Raw genomic sequence first — 16,082 nt, 5'->3', positions numbered from 1 at the left:
GGGCCGGCCACCAGGGCCGGGAGCGGCCTCAGACCTTCACGCCGTTCATGTACTGGTTGAACGGGAACTCGGAGAAGCGGTTCCACAGGATCTGGTCGCGCTGGAAGGTGCGCATGTCCTGGTGGATCTTCTTGAACTCCGGCGACTTGGCTTCGTGCTCGGCGAAGACTTCCATGGCGGTCTTGAAGCCCGCGTCCATCACGGCCTTCGGGAAGGCCTTGAGCTGGGTCTTGTCGGCCACCAGCTTCTTCAGCGCCACCGGGTTGTAGGCGTCGTACTTGGCGGTCATGTCGCGTGCGGCAACCTTCATGGCCGCATCGAGGATGGCCTTGTTCTCGTCCGACAGCTTGGCGAAGGCCTTGTTGTTGACGAAGAACTCGAGGTCGGCGCCGCCTTCCCACCAGCCGGGGTAGTAGTAGAAGGGCGCGACCTTGTTGAAGCCCAGCTTCAGGTCGTCGTAGGGGCCGACGAACTCGGCCGCATCCAGCGTGCCCTTTTCGAGCGCCTGGTACACATCGCCCGCGGGCATGTTCTGCGAGATCACGCCCAGCTTGGCCATCGATTCGCCGAACACGCCGCCGCCCATGCGCATCTTCAGGCCCTTGAGGTCGGCCACGGTCTTGATTTCCTTGCGATACCAGCCGCCCATCTGCGTGCCGGTGTTGCCGGCGCTGGCGGTGCGGAAGTTGTACTGCGCGAAGAAGGCATCCAGCAGCTTGCGGCCGTTGCCGTATTCCTTCCAGGAATCGTTCTGGCGAGCGGTCAGGCCGAAGGGCACGGCGCAGCTGAAGGCGAAGATCGGGTCCTTGCCGGTGAAGTAGTAGGCGGCGCTCTGCGCCATCTCGATGGTGTCGCCCTGCAGCGCATCGACCACGCCGAAGGCGGGCATCAGTTCGCCGGCCGGGTGCGCGGTGATCTCGAACTTGCCGCCCGACAGCGCCTTCACGGTCTTCGAGAGCATTTCGGCGCTGCCGAAGATGGTGTCCAGGGACCGGGGGAAGCTCGAAGCGAGACGCCAACGCACAGCGGCCTGGGCATGCACCGCAGGCGCGATGCCTGCAGCCAGGACGCCCGCGATGCCAGCGTTTTTGATGAGGGAACGACGATCCATGGACAACTCCGGGTTCTTTTGAAAATAACGGCACGCGGCTCATGACCGCATCGGCGACTGGGGTGTCAGCCCGGGCGATTGTAAAAACGCACTTACAGTGTTCGGCGGGGGGTTTACCCTGCGGCACCGCAGCTCGGGCGCCGCACCTGCGCAGCGGCCCGCGGGCGAGAGGCATAAAATGTGAGACCGCCCTTATACCTCCCTGACAACGGCCCTCTCATGAGAAACCTCTTTTCCTTCAAGCCTGCTTTGTTCGCGCTCGCCGCAGCCACCGCCTTCGGCGCCCAGGCCGCCGAGATCAAGATCGGCGTGGCCGCTGCCCTGTCGGGCGGTGCCGCGCAGTACGGCTCGGCCATCCGCAACGGCTTCCAGCTGGCGGCCGACGAGATCAATGCCGCCGGCGGCATCAATGGCGACAAGATCGTGCTGGCCATCGAGGACGAGCAAGGCAAGAAGGAAGACGCGATCAACGTCTTCAAGAAGCTGATCTTCCAGGACAAGGTCCTGATGACCTTCGGCCCCACGCTGTCGAACTCGGCCCAGGCGGCCGACCCGATCGCCCAGGCCTCGAAGACCGTGGCCTTCGGCACCTCGAACACGGCCGACGGCATCACCTCGATCGGCGACTACATCTTCCGCAACTCGGTGACCGAGGCCGACGTGCTGCCCGAGACGCTGCGCGTGGCGATCAAGCATGCCAACGTGAAGAAGGTCGCGGTGCTCTACGGCAACGACGACGTGTTCACCAAGAGCGGCTACGACAACTTCAAGAAGGCCCTCGAAGACCTGAAGCTGCCCGTGACCACCACCGAGACCTTCGCCAAGGGCGACGTGGACTTCAAGGCCCAGCTGACCAAGATCAAGGCCACCAATCCCGACGCGATCGTGCTGTCGGCCCTGCTCGCTGAAGGCGCGCCGGTGATGGTGCAGGCCCGCCAGCTCGGCCTGAACGTGCCGATCATCGGCGGCAACGGCATGAACTCGACCAAGATCTTCGAACTGGCCAAGGGCAGCTCGGACAACCTGTACGTCGGCAGCCCCTGGTCGGCCAGCAACGCCACGGCCGAGAACACCAGGTTCCAGAAGGCCTACAACGACAAGTTCAAGGCCGCGCCCGACCAGTTCGCGGCCCAGGCCTACGACGGCCTGTACGTGGTGGCCCAGGCGCTCAAGGGCGTGAAGCTCTCGGGCAACCTCGCGGCCGACCGCACCGCCCTGCGCGATGCGCTGCCGAACGTGAAGTGGACCGGTGCCACCGGCCCCTTCGCCTTCGCACGCGCCACCGACAAGGCCGGCAAGCCCGCCGGCTACGACGCGCAGCAGAAGGCCATCGTGAGCGTGTCGCGCGGCACGCAGTTCGTGATCGAGAAGTAACTCTCTCGTTGGCGGGCCACGCGGCCCGCCCTGTTTCCCGCAATGGCGCAGACCTCTGCGCCGTTTTCTTTTTTTGATTTGCCGCAACACGCTCGCGTGGCGGCCTGACGGAAGCCCATCGTGCTCGATCAGCAGCTTGTCAACGCCTTGTCGCTGGGGTGCGTCTACGCACTCTTCGCGCTCGGCTTCACACTCATCTTCGGCGTGCTCGGCGTCATCAACCTCTCGCACGGCGCGGTGTTCATGGTCGGCGCCTATGCCGCGGCCGAATTCATGCGCGTCTCGGGCATGCCCCTGTGGGTCGGCCTGCCCTTCGCCTTCGCCTTCTGCGGCGTGATCGGCTTCGTGATCGACGTGCTGGTGCTCAAGCCGCTGCGCAAGCGCAACGCGCCCCACCTGATCCCGATGATCGCCACCATCGGCGTGGCCATCATCCTGAACAACGGCATCCAGGGCATCTTCGGCGCCGAGAACCTGCGCTTCCCGCCCGGCACCATCCCCGACGACGCACTGGTCATCGGCAGCATCCACGTGACCGTGCTCGAACTGGGCATCGTGCTCTCGTCCTTCGTGCTGATGGGCGTGCTGATGCTGTCGCTGCAGCGCACGCAACTCGGCCGCGCGCTGCGCGCGATCGCCGAATCGCCCAAGGCGGCCTACCTGGTCGGCGTGAACGTCGAAGGCCTGTTCTACCTGACCTCCTTCGTGGCCGCGGGCCTGGGTGGCGTGGCCGGCGTGCTGATCGGCCTGTACTCCAACGCCCTGTTCCCGCTGATGGGCCAGCCGATGCTCGAGAAGGGCATCGCGGTGATCATCCTGGGCGGCATGGGCGACATCCGCGGCGCGCTGCTGGGCGGCCTGTTCCTCGGTTTCGCCGAGGTGCTGTCGGTGGCCTACGTGGGCTCCAACATGCGTGACGCGGTGGCCTTCGGCCTGCTGTTCCTGGTGCTGCTGGTGCGCCCCAAGGGCCTGTTCGGCTCGCTCAAGGAGCGCAAGGTCTGACCATGGAAGCTCTCGACAATTTCTGGTCGGTCTACAGCAACCTGGTGCTCTCGCTGGGCATCAACGGCCTGCTGGCACTCTCGATCTGGCTCACGCTGGCCTGCGGCATGCTGGCCCTGGCCAACGCGGCCTTCATGGGCATCGGCGCCTACACCGCCTCGATCCTCACGCTCAACTACGGCGTGCCCTTCCCGGTGGCCATCGCCGCCGGCATGGCCGCGCCGGCGCTGGTCGCCTTCATCATCGGCAAGCCCACGCTGCGGCTGTCGGGCGTCTACCTCGCGATGGCCACGCTGGCCTTCGGCGAGGTGGTGCGCATCACCATCCTCAACGTCGAATCGCTCACGGGCGGCGCGCTGGGGCTGAACGGCATCCCGCAATCGACGCAGTGGTGGCACGTGGCGCTGGCGCTGGTGCTCACGGTGCTGGTGCTGTGGCGCATCCGCCGCTCCAAGGTCGGCCGCGCCTTCGAGGCGATCAAGGAAGACGAGACCGCGGCGGGCCTGATGGGCATCGACGTGGCGGGCCACAAGATGCTGGCCTTCGTGCTGGGCGGCGCCATCGCCGGCCTGGCGGGCACGCTCAACGCGCACCTGACCTTCTTCATCGGCCCGGCCGAGTACGGCTTCAACCGCGCGGTCGACATCCTCACGATGGCGATCCTGGGCGGCATCGGCAGCCTCACGGGCCCGGTGCTGGGCGGCACCATCCTCACGCTGCTGCCGGAAACGCTGCGCGGCCTGGGTGCCTTCCGCCTGGTGGTCAATGGCTTCATCCTGGTGCTGATCGTGCTGTTCCTGCCCAAGGGCATCTGGGACCCGGCACGCATCCGCCAGTGGTTCGGCCGCAAGGGGAGCGCAGCATGAGCGACCAGACACTTTTGACATTGAAGAACGTGTCGCGGCACTTCGGCGGACTCAAGGTCCTGCAGGACGTGAACCTCGACATTCCCAAGGGCGGCATCTTCGGCCTGATCGGCCCCAACGGCGCCGGCAAGACCACGGTGTTCAACCTGATCACCGGCCTGCTGCCGACCACCAGCGGCACGATCCACTTCGAAGGCCAGGACCTGGCGGGCCGCAAGCCCTTCCAGATCACCCGCGGCGGCATCGCGCGCACCTTCCAGAACATCCGCATCTTCAAGGAGATGTCGCTGCTGGAGAACGTGACGGTGGGCATGGACGCCAAGCTGCGCTACGGCCCGCTGGGCCTGCTGGCCGGCTCGGGCCTGTTCCGCAGCGAGGAGAAGCGTGCCCGTGAGCGTGCGCGCGAACTGCTGAGCTGGGTAAAGCTCGACCACAAGGCGCACGACGTGGCCGACAACCTCTCGTACGGCGACCAGCGCAAGCTGGAACTCGCGCGCGCGCTGGCCACCGAGCCCACGCTGCTGCTGCTCGACGAGCCGGTGGCCGGCATGAACAGCACCGAGAAGAGCGAGTTGATGGTCGAGATCGAGAACATCGCGGCGCGCGGCTTCACGGTCTTCATGATCGAGCACGACATGCGCTTCGTGATGGGCCTGTGCCAGCAGATCGCGGTGCTGAACTTCGGCCGCATCATCGCGCGCGGCGGCCCCGAGCAGATCCGCAACGACCCGCAGGTGATCGAGGCCTACCTCGGCCGCGAAGACGACGAAGCCACGAACGACCAGGAGACCGCGGCATGAGCGTCGCCACGAACACCCCCTTGCTGCAGGTCCAGGGCCTGAAGGTGTCCTTCGGCCACGTCGAGGCCGTGAAGGGCATCGACCTCGAACTGCACGAAGGCCAGATCACCACGCTGGTCGGCGCCAACGGCGCCGGCAAGTCGACCACGCTGCTGGCGCTGTCGGGCCTGGTGAAGAAGACCGCCGGACGCGTGCTGTTCGCGGGCCAGGACATCACGGCGCTGTCGCCGCACAAGATCGTGGCCGGCGGCCTGGTGCAGGTGGCCGAAGGCCGCGCCACGCTGACCACGCTGACGGTGCGCGAGAACCTCGAGCTCGGCGCCTACACGCGGCGCGACGGCGCGGCCGCGCGCGCAGCCGACCTGGAGCGCATCTACACGCTGTTCCCGGTCCTCAAGGACCGGGCCGACGGCCTGGCGGGCAACCTCTCGGGCGGCGAACAGCAGATGCTGGCCATCGGCCGCGCGCTGATGGCCAAGCCGCGCGTGCTGCTGCTGGACGAGCCCTCGATGGGCCTGGCGCCGATCATCGTGCAGGACATCTTCCGCACGCTGCGCGAGATCAACAAGCAGGGGCTGACGATCTTCCTGGTGGAGCAGAACGTGCGCCAGGCGCTGAAGATCGCCGACCGGGCCTATGTGATCGAGACCGGGTCGATCGTGCTCGCGGGCAGCGGACGGGAGCTGCTGGGCAATCCGAAGGTGCAGGACGCATACCTGGGGACTTGAGGTCTCTGGGTGTTTCTCCCTCCCCCGCCGGGGGAGGGTTGGGGTGGGGGCCGGCGGCCTTCGAAACGCCACAGCGTCGGTGGCGATGCGAGCCCCCATCCCAGCCATCCCCCGGAGGGGGAAGGAGCAAGACGGATCAGGCGCGGCCGAAGCGCTCCACGATCGACTGCTCGATGCCCGCCGCATCCAGCCCCACGCCCGCCAGCAGCTTGGCCGGATCGCCATGCTCGATGAACACATCGGGCAGGCCCAATTGCAGCACCGGCTTCTGCACCTTCGCGGCCTGCAGCGCCTCGAGCACCGCGCTGCCGGCGCCGCCCATGATGGCGCCCTCTTCCAAGGTGACGAAGGCGTCGTGCGTGGCCGCCACCTGCAGCAGCAGCTCGACGTCCAGTGGCTTGGCCCAGCGCATGTTGAGCACCGTCGCGTCGAGCGACTCGGCGGCCTTCAAGGCCGGATACAGCAGCGAGCCGAAGGCCAGGATCGCGATGCGCCGGCCTTCGCGACGGATCTCGCCCTTGCCGAAGGGCAGCGCCTCGAGCGTGAGATGCGGCGTGACGCCGGCGCCCGCGCCGCGCGGGTAGCGCACCGTCACCGGATGGTTCTGCGCATAGGCGGTGCTCAGCAGCTGCCGGCACTCGCGCTCGTCGGCCGGGCAGGCGATGCTCATGTTGGGGATGCAGCGCACGAAGGGGATGTCGTAAGCGCCCGCATGCGTGGCACCATCGGCGCCCACCAGGCCCGCGCGGTCGAGCGCGAAGACCACCGGCAGGTTCTGGATCGCCACGTCGTGGATCAGCTGGTCGTAGGCGCGCTGCAGGAAGGTCGAGTAGATCGCGACCACCGGCTTGAGGCCTTCGCAGGCCAGGCCGGCGGCGAAGGTCACGGCATGCTGCTCGGCGATGCCGACGTCGTGGTAGCGGGCCGGGAATTTTTGTTCGAACTCCACCATGCCCGAGCCTTCGCGCATCGCGGGCGTGATGCCGACTAGGCGACCGTCCTGGGCCGCCATGTCGCACAGCCACTGGCCGAAGACCTGGGTGAAGGTCTGCTTGGCGACCGTGGTCGACTTCACCAGTCCCACCTGCGGATCGAACTTGCCCGGGCCGTGGTAGGCCACCGGATCGGCCTCGGCCAGCTTGTAGCCCTGGCCCTTCTTGGTCACCACGTGCAGGAACTGCGGGCCGCTGAGCTGCTTGAGGTTCTCCAGCGTGGGCACCAGCGAATCGATGTCGTGGCCGTCGATCGGGCCGACGTAGTTGAAGCCGAACTGCTCGAACAGCGTGGCCGGCACCACCATGCCCTTGGCATGCTGTTCGAAGCGCTTGGCCAGCTCGAACAGCGGCGGCGCGGCGCGCAGCACGCTCTTGCCCACGTTCTTCGCGGCCGCGTAGAAGTTGCCGCTCATGAGTTGCGCGAGGTAGCGGTTGAGCGCACCCACGGGCGGGCTGATCGACATGTCGTTGTCGTTCAGGATCACCAGCAGCTTGCAGTCCGACACGCCCGCGTTGTTGAGCGCCTCGAAGGCCATGCCAGCGGTCATTGCGCCGTCGCCGATGATGGCCACCGCATGCCGGTCCTCGCCCTTCTGCTTGGCCGCCATCGCCATGCCGAGCGCGGCCGAGATGCTGGTCGAGGAATGGGCGGTGCCGAAGGTGTCGTACTCGCTCTCGGCGCGCTGCGGGAAGCCCGAGATGCCGCCCTGCTGGCGCAGCGTGGGCATGCGCTCGCGCCGGCCGGTCAGGATCTTGTGCGGGTAGGTCTGGTGGCCCACGTCCCACACCAGCCGGTCGTGCGGCGTGTTGAACACGTGGTGCAGCGCGACGGTGAGCTCCACGGTGCCGAGGTTCGAGCTCAGGTGGCCGCCGGTGCGCGACACGTTGTCCAGCACGCAGGCGCGCACCTCGTCGGACAGCTGCTTGAGCTGGGCACGGTCGTACTGGCGCAGGACCGAAGGATCGTGGATGGTGGGGAGCAGCTCGGCCATGGGATGGGTTGTTGTTATCGGTCGCGGTCCACGACCATGTGTGCCAGCGCACGCAGCGCATTCGTGTCGGGCAGGCCGCTGCGTTCGAGCGCGGCCAGGGCCTCGCCCAGCAGCTGGGTCGCCTGCGCGCGCGCGCCGTCCAGGCCCAGCAGCGACACGTAGGTCGGCTTGTCGGCCGCGGCATCCTTGCCGGCGGTCTTGCCCAGGGTCTGCGAATCGGCGACGACGTCGAGGATGTCGTCCACCACCTGGAAGGCCAGGCCCAGCGCCGCGCCGTAGGCGCTCAGCGCGGCCAGCGCCTGGGGCGCCACCTGCTGCGCACAGGCCGCGCCCATGTCCACGCTGCCCTGCAGCAGCGCGCCGGTCTTCAGGCGGTGCATCTCGCGCAGCTGCGCTTCGTTCAAGGCCAGGCCCACGCTGGCCAGGTCGATCGCCTGGCCGCCGGCCATGCCCTGGCTGCCCGCCGCGCGCGCCAGCAGCCGGCACAGCGCGGCCTGCACCGCGGGCGCGACACTGCCGTCGTCGGGCGTGAGCAGTTCGAAGGCCAGCGCCTGCAGCGCGTCGCCCGCGAGCAGCGCATCGGCCTCGCCGAACTGCACGTGCACCGTGGGCTTGCCCCGGCGCAGCACGTCGTTGTCCATGCAGGGCAGGTCGTCGTGCACCAGCGAGTAGGCGTGGATCAGTTCGGTGGCGCAGGCCGCGCGCAGGGCCGCGGCCGGGACGCCGCCCACGGCCTCGCTGGCGGCCAGCACCAGCAGCGGGCGCAGGCGCTTGCCGCCGTCGAGCACCGCATAGCGCATTGCATCGCCCAGCTGCACCGGCGCGTCGACGCCGACCCAGGCCGAGAGCGCCGCTTCGACGCTGGAAAGATGCGGCCCGCTCCAGGCCGCCAGGCGCTGCGCGTCCCAGCCCGCTGCCGTCAGGACGGCGGTCATTCGGCCGACCACGCCTTGAGGTGGCCCGCGTCGAGCACCTTGATCTGGTCTTCCACCGCCTGCAGCCGGTCGCGGCAGAAGCCGAGCAGGGCCGCGCCGCGCTGGTAGCTGCCCAGCAACTGGTCGAGCGGCAATTGCCCGGACTCGAGTTCGTTCACCAGCCGTTCGAGTTCCTGCAGCCCGGCTTCGTAGCTGGCCGGCAGGGGCCCGGTGTCGGGACCGGTCTGGGAAAGAGGGGGAAGCGCCTTGGGCATGCGGGAGATCGTGGATGAAACGTCGTATTTTAGTTTCCACAGCGCCGCGTGCCGTCGCGCACACCAGAAACCGGCCCCGCCGGCGGTCCCGGCGCGGGAAAATGCCATGCGCGCTTCTGGGGACGCTGGTGCTTCGGGATGCAGGAAAAGGTCGGCCGGGTACAATCGCCCCTCCTCCACGCCGGCGCCCGCCGGCGATGTTCTTTTCGGGCCGTCGCATCCGCCAGACGGCGCCTCTTTTCCTTTTTCCTCCCTGTGGGGAGCTTGGTCAGGTCACCCATGTCTGATTTAAGTCTTCAACTGCAGCCGGCTCAGAGCCAACTTCCGGTTTCCGCGTACTTCGACGAAGCCCTTTTCGCTCGCGAGCTGCAGACGCTGTTCGCCAATGGACCGCGCTACGTCGGCCACCGGCTGTCCGTGCCGGAACTGGGCAACTTCCATACCCTGCCGCAGGAGCACGACGGCCGTGCGCTGGTGCACACGCCCAAGGGCGTGGAGCTGATCTCCAACGTCTGCCGCCACCGCCAGGCGCTGATCCTGCAGGGTCGGGGCCAGCTCGACAACAAGACCGGCGGCAACATCGTCTGCCCGCTGCACCGCTGGACCTACGCCGCGGCCGACCCGCGCGCCACCGGCACGCTGATCGGCGCCCCGCACTTCGCGCAGGACCCCTGCCTGAACCTGCACAACTACCCGATCGAGGAGTGGAATGGCCTGCTGTTCGAGAAGAACGCCGACGGCAGCGGCCGCAATGTGGCGGCCGACCTGGCCGGGCTGGGCCCGCGCGCCGACCTCGACTTCAGCGGCTATGCGCTCGACCGCGTCGAGCTGCACGAGTGCAACTACAACTGGAAGACCTTCATCGAGGTCTACCTCGAGGACTACCACGTCGGCCCCTTCCACCCCGGCCTGGGCAGCTTCGTGACCTGCGACGACTTGCGCTGGGAATTCGGCCGCGAGTTCTCGGTGCAGACCGTGGGCGTGGCCAACCGGCTCGGCCGCGCGGGCAGCCCGGTCTACCAGAAGTGGCAGGAGCAGCTGCTCCAGTACCGCAACGGCAAGCCGCCCAAGTACGGCGCGATCTGGCTCACCTACTACCCGCACGTGATGATCGAGTGGTACCCGCACGTGCTGACCGTGTCGACGCTGCACCCGGTGAGCCCGACCAAGACGCTCAACATGGTCGAGTTCTTCTACCCCGAGGAAATCGTCGCCTTCGAGCGCGAGTTCGTCGAGGCCCAGCAGGCCGCCTACATGGAGACCTGCGTGGAAGACGACGAGATCGCCGAGCGCATGGACGCCGGCCGCCGCGCGCTGATGCTGCGCGGCGACAACGAGACCGGCCCCTACCAGAGCCCGATGGAAGACGGCATGCAGCAATTCCACGAGTGGTATCGCGACAAGCTCGCCCCCGCGGCCTGAGGACACGGAACGTCGCCACGCCCACACCCCTGACCCGGCGACGTCGGTCCCGCGGTGCTTCATGACTGATACCGAACCGCTGTCGGCGCACGAAGACTGAAAATGCAAGCTCTCTGGATGGTGCTGGGCGCACTCTTCTTCGCGACCATGGGCCTCTGCGTCAAGATCGCCTCCGCCTGGTTCACCAGCGCCGAACTGGTGTTCTACCGCGGGCTGATCGGCATCGTCTTCCTCTGGCTGCTGGCGCGCAACCGCGGCGTAACGCTGGGCACGCGCTACCCGGGCATGCATGCCTGGCGCAGCCTGATCGGCGTGGTCTCGCTGGGCGCCTGGTTCTATGCGATCGCGCACCTGCCGCTGGCCACCGCGGTCACGCTCAACTACATGAGCAGCGTCTGGATCGCGGCCTTCCTGGTCGGCGGCGCGCTGCTGGCCTGGATGCCGGTGCCCGGGCGCGACGGCAGGATTCCGCGGCCGCCGTTCCAGGGCACGATGGCGCTCACGGTGCTGGTCGGCTTCGCGGGCGTGGTGCTGATGCTCAAGCCCAGCGTCGACGGCAGCCAGGGCTTTGCCAGCCTGATGGGCCTGTTCTCGGGCATGACCGCCGCCTTCGCCTACATGCAGGTGGTGGCGCTCTCGCGCGCCGGCGAACCCGAGGCCCGCACCGTCTTCTACTTCGCGGTCGGCTCGGCCGTGGCGGGCGGGCTGGTCACGGTGATCGACGGCTTCACGCCCTGGGCCCAGTGGTCCTGGTCCCATGCCGCCTGGCTGCTGCCCGTGGGCGTGCTCGCCGCACTGGGCCAGCTGTGCATGACGCGCGCCTACGCCACCGCCAAGTCCGAAAGCGGCACGCTGCTGGTCGCCAACCTGCAGTACTCGGGCATCATCTTCGCGGCCCTCTACGGCGTCTTTTTGTTCGACGACCGGCTGGACCTGAGCGGCTGGGCCGGCATGGGCCTGATCATCGCGAGCGGCATCGCCGCCACCTTCCTGCGCCAGCGCTCGCTGCCCAAGGCGCCGGCCGAAGAACACTGACCTTTCTCCCCCGTTCCCGCAAGGAGTTCCCATGGCCACCTCCCGCTACGACACCCTGATCTCCGCCGAGCAGCTGCAGGCCCTGCAGGCCGCCGGCACGCCGCTGATGGTCTTCGACTGCAGCTTCGACCTGATGAAGCCTGCGGCCGGCGCCGCCCAGTTCCTCGAGCTGCACATCGCCGGCGCGGTGTATGCCAGCCTCGACGAAGCGCTCAGCGCGCCCCACGGTCTGCCCGGCAAGGACGGCGCGGTGGTGGTGGCGCACGACGACGGCGTGCCCGCCTCGGGCGGCCGCCACCCGCTGCCCAGCCGCGAGAAGTTCGCGACCTGGCTCTCGAGCGTGGGCTTCACCAACGGCATGCAGGCCGTGGTCTACGACCGCAACGGCGCCAACTACTGCGGCCGGCTCTGGTGGATGCTGCAGTGGATGGGCCACGAGGCCGTCGCGGTGCTCGACGGCGGCCTGCAGGCCTGGCAGGCCGCGGGCGGCGCGGTGGCGCAGGGCGAGGAGCCGGCGCACTTCCAGTCGAACTTCGTGCCTTCGGCACCGCGCGTGGCGCTGGTCGGCACGCAGCAGGTCGCGGCCGGCCTGGGCGATGCACGCCAGACGCTGATCGACGCCCGCGCCGGCGCACGATATCGCGGCGAAGTGGAACCTCTGGACCCGATCGCCGGTCACATCCCCGGGGCGCTCAACCGCCCCTTCGCCGAGAACATCGGTCCGGACGGCAAGTTCAAGCCCGCCGCGCAGCTGCGCGCCGAATTCGACACCCTGCTGGCCGGACGCGATCCCTCGACGGTCGTCCACCAGTGCGGCAGCGGCGTGAGCGCCCTGCCCAACCTGCTCGCGATGCGCATAGCGGGCCTGGGGCCGACCGCGCTCTATGCCGGCAGCTGGAGCGAATGGAGCAACACGCCGGGGCTGCCGACCCGGCAAGGCGCCGAACCATGAACCGAGGACTCTCCCGTCTTCTTCTCCTTCTCTCCGCTGCGTTGTGTACGCTGCCCTTCGCGGCGCAGGCGCAGCAGGCCGCGCATGTGCATGGCCAGATCAAGCTCGACGTCGCGGTCGAGGGCCCGACCGTGGTGGTGACGATGGAAGCACCGCTGGACAACTTCCTGGGCTTCGAGCGCGCGCCGCGCAACGATGCCGAGAAGAAGACCGTGGACGAGGCCGTGGCCAAGCTGCGCGCCGCCGACACCCTTTTCGCCATCGACCCGGCCGGCAACTGCAAGCTGGGCCCGGTCGAGCTGCGGGCGCCGGTGCTGGGCCTGGGCAAGGCCGATGCCGCGGCGCCGGCCGCCGGCGCCCATGCCGACATCGACGCCACCTTCGCCTTCAACTGCGCCACCGCCTCGGCCGTGAAGTTCATCGACGTGGCGCTGTTCACCGCCTTCAAGGGCCCGCGCCAGATCGAGGCCCAGATCGTCTCGCCCCAGGGCCAGTTCAAGCGCACGCTCAAGCGGCCCAACGCGCGGCTCGCGTGGGGCAAGTGACGCGGGCATGAAGCGGCCATGAGCACGGTGCTCGCCATCGAAGCGCTGCGCTTCGGCTGGCCGGGCGCCGCGGCGCCGTGCATCGACATCGAGCGGCTCGAGGTGCAGGCCGGCGACACGCTGTTCCTGCATGGCCCCAGCGGCTGCGGCAAGAGCACGCTGCTGTCGCTGATGGCCGGCGTGCTGGTGGCCGACAGCGGCCGCGCCACGCTGCTGGGCCACGACTGGGCCGCGCTCTCGGGCGCGGCGCGCGACCGCTGCCGCGTGGCGCACGTGGGCTACATCTTCCAGCAGTTCAACCTGCTGCCCTACCTGAGCGTGCTCGACAACGTGCTGCTGCCCTGCCGCTTCTCCGATCGCCGCCGCGCCCGCGCCGCGCAGCAACATGGCACGCCGCGCGCCCAGGCCGAGGAGCTGCTGGCGGGCATGGGCCTGGCGCGCGAGCTGTGGCGCCGCCCGGCGCTGCAGCTGTCGGTGGGCCAGCAGCAGCGCGTGGCCGCGGCGCGCGCGCTGATCGGCCAGCCCGAACTGGTGATCGCCGACGAGCCGACCTCGGCGCTCGACGAGGGCCACCGCGAGGCCTTCCTCGAGGTGCTGCTGGCGGCCTGCCAGGCACACCACAGCGCGCTGGTGTTCGTGAGCCACGACCAGCGCATCGCCCCGCGCTTCGCCCATGTGCTGCGGCTGCCGGACCTCAACCGCGCCACCGCCCGATGAGCACGCTGTTCTCCATCGCCTGGCGAAGCGCCTGGAACCGGCGCTTCACGCTGCTGCTGACGGTGCTGTCGATCGCGCTGTCGACGCTGCTGCTGCTGGGCGTGGAACGCATCCGCACGCAGCTGCGCGACAGCTTCTCGTCGGCCGTCTCGGGCACCGACCTGATCGTGGGCGCGCGCACCGGCTCGACCGAGCTGTTGCTCTATTCGGTGTTCCGCATCGGCGCGGCCACCAACAACATCGCCTGGACCAGCGTGCAGGCGCTGTCGGCGCACCCGGGCGTCGACTGGGTCGTGCCGCTGTCGCTGGGCGATTCGCACCGCGGCTTCGCGGTGCTCGCGACCACGCCCGCCTATTTCACGCATTTCCACTACGGCGACCGCCAGCCGCTGGCGCTGCAGGAAGGCCGGCCCTTCGAGGGCCTGTTCGACGCGGTCGTGGGCGCCGAAGTGGCCGAGCGCCTGGGCTACCGGGTCGGCCAGCGCATCACGCTGGCGCACGGCACGGGCGAACTGATCGTGGCCGAGCATGCCGACAAGCCCTTCACCGTGGTCGGCATCCTCGCGCGCACCGGCACGCCGGTCGACCGCACGGTGCACATCGGGCTCGAGGCGATGGAGGCCATCCATGCCGACTGGCGCGGCGGCGCGCCGCTGCCCGGCCTGCGGCTGTCGGCCGAGCAGGTGCGCCAGCTCGACCTCACGCCCAAGAACGTGACGGCCGCGCTGGTCGGCCTGAAGAACCGCGCGGCGGTGTTCGGCGTGCAGCGCTGGGTCTCGACCTACGGCGGCGAGCCGCTGATGGCGGTGCTGCCCGGCGTGGCGCTGGACGCGCTGTGGGACATGGTCGGCGTCGGCGAGAACGCGCTGCTGCTGATGTCGGCGCTGGTCGCGCTGGTGAGCCTCGCGGGCCTGGTGTCGGTGGTGCTGGCCGGCCTCGACCAGCGCCGGCGCGAACTCGCGGTGCTGCGCGCGGCCGGCGCGGGCCTGCGCCATGTGCTGGCGCTGCTGGCGATCGAGGGCGCGCTGGTCACGCTGGCCGGCGTGCTCGTCGGCACGGCGGCGGCGGTGCTGGGCATCGCGGCGCTGTCGCCCTGGCTGCAGTCACACTTCGGGCTCACACTGGCGCTGTCAGCCCCGACCGCCAACGAGGCGCTGCTGCTGGCCGCGCTGCTGGGCGCGGGCTGGCTCGCCAGCCTGCTGCCCGCGCTGCGCGCCTACCGGCTCTCGCTGGCCGACGGGCTGTCGCCGCGCCTTTGATGAAATCGCATACTTCGCCCTTGGACCCAGGACACTTGCCATGAAGCCCCTCCACCTGCTGCGCGCCCTCGTCCTCAGCGCGGGTACCCTTGCCCTGCTGCCCGCGCCCGCGGCCGAGCCCGCGGCACCGGCCAAGGCTCGACCGGGCGCGGTGCGCGAGATCGTCTGGGACGAGCTGGTGCCCAAGGACTGGGACCCGATGAAGGACTTCAGCGCCACCGACGTCGGCCGGCTGCAGGATGGCGACCCGCGCGCCACCGCGCTGATGAAGAAGATGCAGCAGGCCTTCGACAACGCGCCGGTCAATGCGTCGCTCGACGGCGCGCAGGTCAAGATCCCCGGCTACATCGTGCCGCTGGAGCAGAAGAAGGCCGGCGAGATCACCGAGTTCCTGCTGGTGCCCTACTTCGGCGCCTGCATCCACACGCCGCCGCCGCCGGCCAACCAGATCCTGCACGTGCACCCGTCCAAGGCCGCGAAATTCCGCGCCATGGACGCGGTCTGGGTGGTCGGCACGCTCAAGACCGCGCGCAGCGACTCGGGCATGGGCGTGGCCGGCTACCGGCTGGATGCGCAGAGCGTCACGGCCTACGGCGGCGGCGCGAAGAACTGAACGGCCGCCCGCCGCGGCCCCGGCGCTGACACGCGGGTCCGAAACGCACTGACACACATGGCGTCGGCCCCGGGGCCAGGGTGAACGTTGAGAGGAAGGCGGCACACGCAGGCAGACGATGCGCGCCCGCCGACCCTGTTCGACCTCACCAGGAAGCGAGACCATGGCTCCACTCCAACGATCCGCGCCGCGCGCCGGCCTGATGCTCGCCGCCATCGGCGCGGCCGTGCTGGCCCTCGCGGGCTGCGACAACAAACCGGCCGAAGCTCCGGTCGCCGCGCCGGCCGCGGCCCCCGCGGTGGCCGCAGCCCCCACACTCAGGCCGGCGCGCGGCGCGGATCGTTGGAGTGGAGCCATGGTCTCGCTTCCTGGTGAGGTCGAACAGGGTCGGCGGGCGCGCATCGTCTGCCTGCGTGTGCCGCCTTCCTCTCAACGTTCACCCTGGCCCCGGGGCCGACGCCATGTGTGTCAGTGCGTTTCGG

The 16,082-nt window shown here is 69.1% G+C and carries 16 protein-coding genes and 1 pseudogene; 13 read left to right on the top strand and 4 right to left on the bottom strand.

What is annotated here, in order from left to right:
* Window positions 1-28: 28 nt before the first annotated feature.
* On the bottom strand, window positions 29-1,111 hold the full coding sequence (locus A9977_RS16915) for a TRAP transporter substrate-binding protein (RefSeq protein ID WP_183026037.1): 1,083 nt from the start codon (window positions 1,109-1,111) through the stop codon (window positions 29-31).
* A gap of 219 nt (window positions 1,112-1,330) precedes the next feature.
* On the opposite strand from A9977_RS16915, the gene A9977_RS16910 reads away from it, so the two are divergent.
* The 5 genes from A9977_RS16910 to A9977_RS16890 all read left to right on the top strand — a co-directional run bounded on the left by A9977_RS16910 (window position 1,331) and on the right by A9977_RS16890 (window position 5,881).
* Window positions 1,331-2,485, top strand: coding sequence for an ABC transporter substrate-binding protein (locus A9977_RS16910; protein ID WP_183026036.1), 1,155 nt, complete (start codon window positions 1,331-1,333; stop codon window positions 2,483-2,485).
* A gap of 120 nt (window positions 2,486-2,605) precedes the next feature.
* Window positions 2,606-3,487 (top strand): branched-chain amino acid ABC transporter permease, encoded by an 882-nt coding sequence (locus A9977_RS16905; protein ID WP_183026035.1) that lies wholly within the window; start codon window positions 2,606-2,608, stop codon window positions 3,485-3,487.
* 2 nt (window positions 3,488-3,489) lie between these two features.
* Window positions 3,490-4,353, top strand: a complete 864-nt coding sequence (locus A9977_RS16900) for a branched-chain amino acid ABC transporter permease (RefSeq protein WP_183026034.1) — start codon at window positions 3,490-3,492, stop codon at window positions 4,351-4,353.
* On the top strand, window positions 4,350-5,153 hold the full coding sequence (locus A9977_RS16895; RefSeq protein WP_183026033.1) for an ABC transporter ATP-binding protein: 804 nt from the start codon (window positions 4,350-4,352) through the stop codon (window positions 5,151-5,153). Before A9977_RS16900 ends, A9977_RS16895 begins: the two co-directional genes overlap by 4 nt.
* Entirely contained in the window at window positions 5,150-5,881 is a 732-nt protein-coding gene (locus tag A9977_RS16890; RefSeq protein ID WP_183026032.1) for an ABC transporter ATP-binding protein, read from the top strand. The genes A9977_RS16895 and A9977_RS16890 overlap by 4 nt, the downstream gene beginning before the upstream one ends.
* Before the next feature lie 136 nt (window positions 5,882-6,017).
* Here A9977_RS16890 and dxs read toward each other — a convergent pair whose 3' ends face one another.
* Genes dxs through xseB form a run of 3 tightly spaced genes read right to left on the bottom strand, consistent with a single transcriptional unit; the run spans window position 6,018 to window position 9,057 of the window.
* Window positions 6,018-7,868 carry a 1-deoxy-D-xylulose-5-phosphate synthase gene (gene dxs / locus A9977_RS16885; protein ID WP_183026031.1) on the bottom strand — a complete coding sequence of 617 codons (1,851 nt, stop codon included), beginning with the start codon at window positions 7,866-7,868 and terminating at the stop codon, window positions 6,018-6,020.
* A 14-nt stretch (window positions 7,869-7,882) separates the two neighbouring features.
* A complete protein-coding gene (locus A9977_RS16880) occupies window positions 7,883-8,803 on the bottom strand; it encodes a polyprenyl synthetase family protein (RefSeq protein WP_183026030.1) in 921 nt (306 codons plus the stop codon).
* Entirely contained in the window at window positions 8,800-9,057 is a 258-nt protein-coding gene (gene xseB, locus A9977_RS16875) for an exodeoxyribonuclease VII small subunit (protein ID WP_183026029.1), read from the bottom strand. Before xseB ends, A9977_RS16880 begins: the two co-directional genes overlap by 4 nt.
* Window positions 9,058-9,336: 279 nt before the next feature.
* Between xseB and A9977_RS16870 the strand changes: the two genes are divergently transcribed.
* From A9977_RS16870 to A9977_RS34090, 8 genes and pseudogenes are all read left to right on the top strand, one after another.
* Window positions 9,337-10,479 (top strand): aromatic ring-hydroxylating dioxygenase subunit alpha, encoded by a 1,143-nt coding sequence (locus A9977_RS16870; RefSeq protein WP_183026028.1) that lies wholly within the window; start codon window positions 9,337-9,339, stop codon window positions 10,477-10,479.
* Between the two features lie 102 nt (window positions 10,480-10,581).
* Entirely contained in the window at window positions 10,582-11,514 is a 933-nt protein-coding gene (locus A9977_RS16865; protein WP_183026027.1) for a DMT family transporter, read from the top strand.
* Window positions 11,515-11,545: 31 nt separating this feature from the next.
* On the top strand, window positions 11,546-12,466 hold the full coding sequence (locus A9977_RS16860) for a sulfurtransferase (RefSeq protein ID WP_183026026.1): 921 nt from the start codon (window positions 11,546-11,548) through the stop codon (window positions 12,464-12,466).
* A complete protein-coding gene (locus A9977_RS16855) occupies window positions 12,463-13,011 on the top strand; it encodes a DUF2796 domain-containing protein (RefSeq protein WP_183026025.1) in 549 nt (182 codons plus the stop codon). Before A9977_RS16860 ends, A9977_RS16855 begins: the two co-directional genes overlap by 4 nt.
* Window positions 13,012-13,029: 18 nt before the next feature.
* Complete coding sequence (locus A9977_RS16850; RefSeq protein ID WP_183026024.1) at window positions 13,030-13,728, top strand: ABC transporter ATP-binding protein; 699 nt, start codon at window positions 13,030-13,032, stop codon at window positions 13,726-13,728.
* The gene (locus A9977_RS16845) at window positions 13,725-14,987 is read left to right on the top strand and encodes an FtsX-like permease family protein (RefSeq protein ID WP_183026023.1); all 1,263 of its coding nucleotides are present in this window, start codon (window positions 13,725-13,727) and stop codon (window positions 14,985-14,987) included. The genes A9977_RS16850 and A9977_RS16845 overlap by 4 nt, the downstream gene beginning before the upstream one ends.
* Before the next feature lie 40 nt (window positions 14,988-15,027).
* Complete coding sequence (locus A9977_RS16840) at window positions 15,028-15,600, top strand: DUF3299 domain-containing protein (RefSeq protein WP_183026022.1); 573 nt, start codon at window positions 15,028-15,030, stop codon at window positions 15,598-15,600.
* Between the two features lie 163 nt (window positions 15,601-15,763).
* Window positions 15,764-16,082, top strand: a pseudogene (locus A9977_RS34090) (hypothetical protein); the annotation flags it as partial.

This window comes from Variovorax sp. UMC13, assembly GCF_014170375.1.
Taxonomy (GTDB): Bacteria; Pseudomonadota; Gammaproteobacteria; order Burkholderiales; family Burkholderiaceae_C; genus Variovorax.
Note: the sequence above shows the minus strand (reverse complement) of the source record. Positions and strands in the feature narration are given on the sequence as shown.

What these genes read in the sequence shown, in the direction of transcription:
- A9977_RS16860 (WP_183026026.1), top strand. Translation starts at nt 11,546, where the DNA reads ATGGCCACCTCCCGCTACGACACCCTGATCTCCGCCGAGCAGCTGCAG.
- A9977_RS16910 (WP_183026036.1), top strand. Translation starts at nt 1,331, where the DNA reads ATGAGAAACCTCTTTTCCTTCAAGCCTGCTTTGTTCGCGCTCGCCGCA.
- A9977_RS16915 (WP_183026037.1), bottom strand. Translation starts at nt 1,111, where the DNA reads ATGGATCGTCGTTCCCTCATCAAAAACGCTGGCATCGCGGGCGTCCTG.
- A9977_RS16895 (WP_183026033.1), top strand. Translation starts at nt 4,350, where the DNA reads ATGAGCGACCAGACACTTTTGACATTGAAGAACGTGTCGCGGCACTTC.
- A9977_RS16880 (WP_183026030.1), bottom strand. Translation starts at nt 8,803, where the DNA reads ATGACCGCCGTCCTGACGGCAGCGGGCTGGGACGCGCAGCGCCTGGCG.
- A9977_RS16865 (WP_183026027.1), top strand. Translation starts at nt 10,582, where the DNA reads ATGCAAGCTCTCTGGATGGTGCTGGGCGCACTCTTCTTCGCGACCATG.
- dxs (WP_183026031.1), bottom strand. Translation starts at nt 7,868, where the DNA reads ATGGCCGAGCTGCTCCCCACCATCCACGATCCTTCGGTCCTGCGCCAG.
- A9977_RS16845 (WP_183026023.1), top strand. Translation starts at nt 13,725, where the DNA reads ATGAGCACGCTGTTCTCCATCGCCTGGCGAAGCGCCTGGAACCGGCGC.
- A9977_RS16900 (WP_183026034.1), top strand. Translation starts at nt 3,490, where the DNA reads ATGGAAGCTCTCGACAATTTCTGGTCGGTCTACAGCAACCTGGTGCTC.
- A9977_RS16890 (WP_183026032.1), top strand. Translation starts at nt 5,150, where the DNA reads ATGAGCGTCGCCACGAACACCCCCTTGCTGCAGGTCCAGGGCCTGAAG.
- A9977_RS16855 (WP_183026025.1), top strand. Translation starts at nt 12,463, where the DNA reads ATGAACCGAGGACTCTCCCGTCTTCTTCTCCTTCTCTCCGCTGCGTTG.
- A9977_RS16870 (WP_183026028.1), top strand. Translation starts at nt 9,337, where the DNA reads ATGTCTGATTTAAGTCTTCAACTGCAGCCGGCTCAGAGCCAACTTCCG.
- A9977_RS16850 (WP_183026024.1), top strand. Translation starts at nt 13,030, where the DNA reads ATGAGCACGGTGCTCGCCATCGAAGCGCTGCGCTTCGGCTGGCCGGGC.
- xseB (WP_183026029.1), bottom strand. Translation starts at nt 9,057, where the DNA reads ATGCCCAAGGCGCTTCCCCCTCTTTCCCAGACCGGTCCCGACACCGGG.
- A9977_RS16840 (WP_183026022.1), top strand. Translation starts at nt 15,028, where the DNA reads ATGAAGCCCCTCCACCTGCTGCGCGCCCTCGTCCTCAGCGCGGGTACC.